Below are 1,416 nucleotides of genomic sequence, written 5' to 3'. Positions count from 1 at the left end.
TGTTAAATTCATAATCATAATATAACCTCCAATAAAAACTGAATTATTATATTATGTTGAATTGATTTTGTACATTTTTATATGATCATTTTTGTACATATTAATAGTAGCATTTATAAGCCTTACAGCTTCTTGAAATCGCAGATTACATTTGCCCTGCGACCAAAAGTGACCTATGCAGGAAAAGCCGTGAAGCTGGAAAAGAAAGTTTTCAGCGAACCTGTTACGGCGGTTAGGAGTGTGATGTATGTTCCCGATTAAGTATATCGACAACAACCTTGTCTGGAACAAGGACAATGAAGTATTCGCCTACTATGAGCTGATACCGTATAACTATTCCTTTCTGTCAGCGGAGCAGAAGTTTATCGTCCATGACAGCTTCCGTCAGCTTATCGCACAGAGCCGTGAGGGAAAGATACACGCCTTGCAGATAGCGACGGAAAGCTCCGTAAGAAGCATACAGGAGCAGTCAAAAAAGCTGGTGACGGGGCGACTTCGTGATGTGGCGATACAGAAGATAAACGAACAGACGGAAGCCCTTGTTTCCATGATTGGCGACAATCAAGTGGACTACCGCTTTTTTATCGGCTTCAAGCTCATTGTGACAGAGGAAAAAGTGAGCCTTGAAAGCATGAAGAAATCGGCATTTTTGACATTCAAGGAATTTCTAAATGAGGTCAACCATACGCTGATGAGCGACTTTATCTCCATGCCAGATGATGAAATCAACCGCTACATGAAAATGGAAAAACTGCTGGAAAATAAAATCTCCCGCCGTTTCAAGTTCCGACGCTTGGACAAGAACGACTTCGGGTATCTTATCGAGCATATCTACGGCAGGGACGGCGTGGCGTATGAGGACTACGAGTATTCGCTTCCAAAGAAGAAGCTGAAAAAGGCAACGCTTATCAAGCAGTACGACCTTATCCGTCCGACCCGCTGTCTGATAGAGGAAAGCCAGCGATATTTGCGACTGGAACATGAGGACAGCGAGAGCTTCGTGTCCTACTTTACCGTCAATGCGATTGTGGGTGAGCTGGATTTTCCGTCCAGTGAGATATTTTACTTCCAGCAACAGCAGTTCACCTTTCCCGTGGACACCTCTATGAATGTGGAAATCGTCGGGAATAGAAAAGCGTTATCGACTGTCCGTAACAAGAAGAAAGAGTTGAAAGACTTGGACAATCACGCCTATCAGTCTGGAAGCGAAACCAGTTCAAATGTGGTGGACGCACTGGACAGCGTAGACGAGCTGGAAACCGATTTAGACCAGAGCAAGGAAAGTATGTATAAGCTCTCCTATGTGATAAGGGTATCAGCTCCCGACCTTGACGAGCTGAAACGACGCTGTGATGAGGTCAAGGACTTTTACGACGACCTCAATGTAAAATTAGTTCGTCCCGCTGGGGATATGCT

The 1,416-nt window shown here is 44.4% G+C and carries 1 pseudogene; it reads left to right on the top strand.

The features are described from left to right. Positions 1-247 precede the first annotated feature (247 nt). A pseudogene (locus B5E75_RS14235) lies at positions 248-1,416 on the top strand (conjugal transfer ATPase TcpF); the annotation flags it as partial.

The sequence above is a fragment of the Massiliimicrobium timonense genome (genome assembly GCF_002160865.1).
Taxonomy (GTDB): Bacteria; Bacillota_I; Bacilli_A; order Erysipelotrichales; family Coprobacillaceae; genus Allocoprobacillus.
Note: the sequence above shows the minus strand (reverse complement) of the source record. Positions and strands in the feature narration are given on the sequence as shown.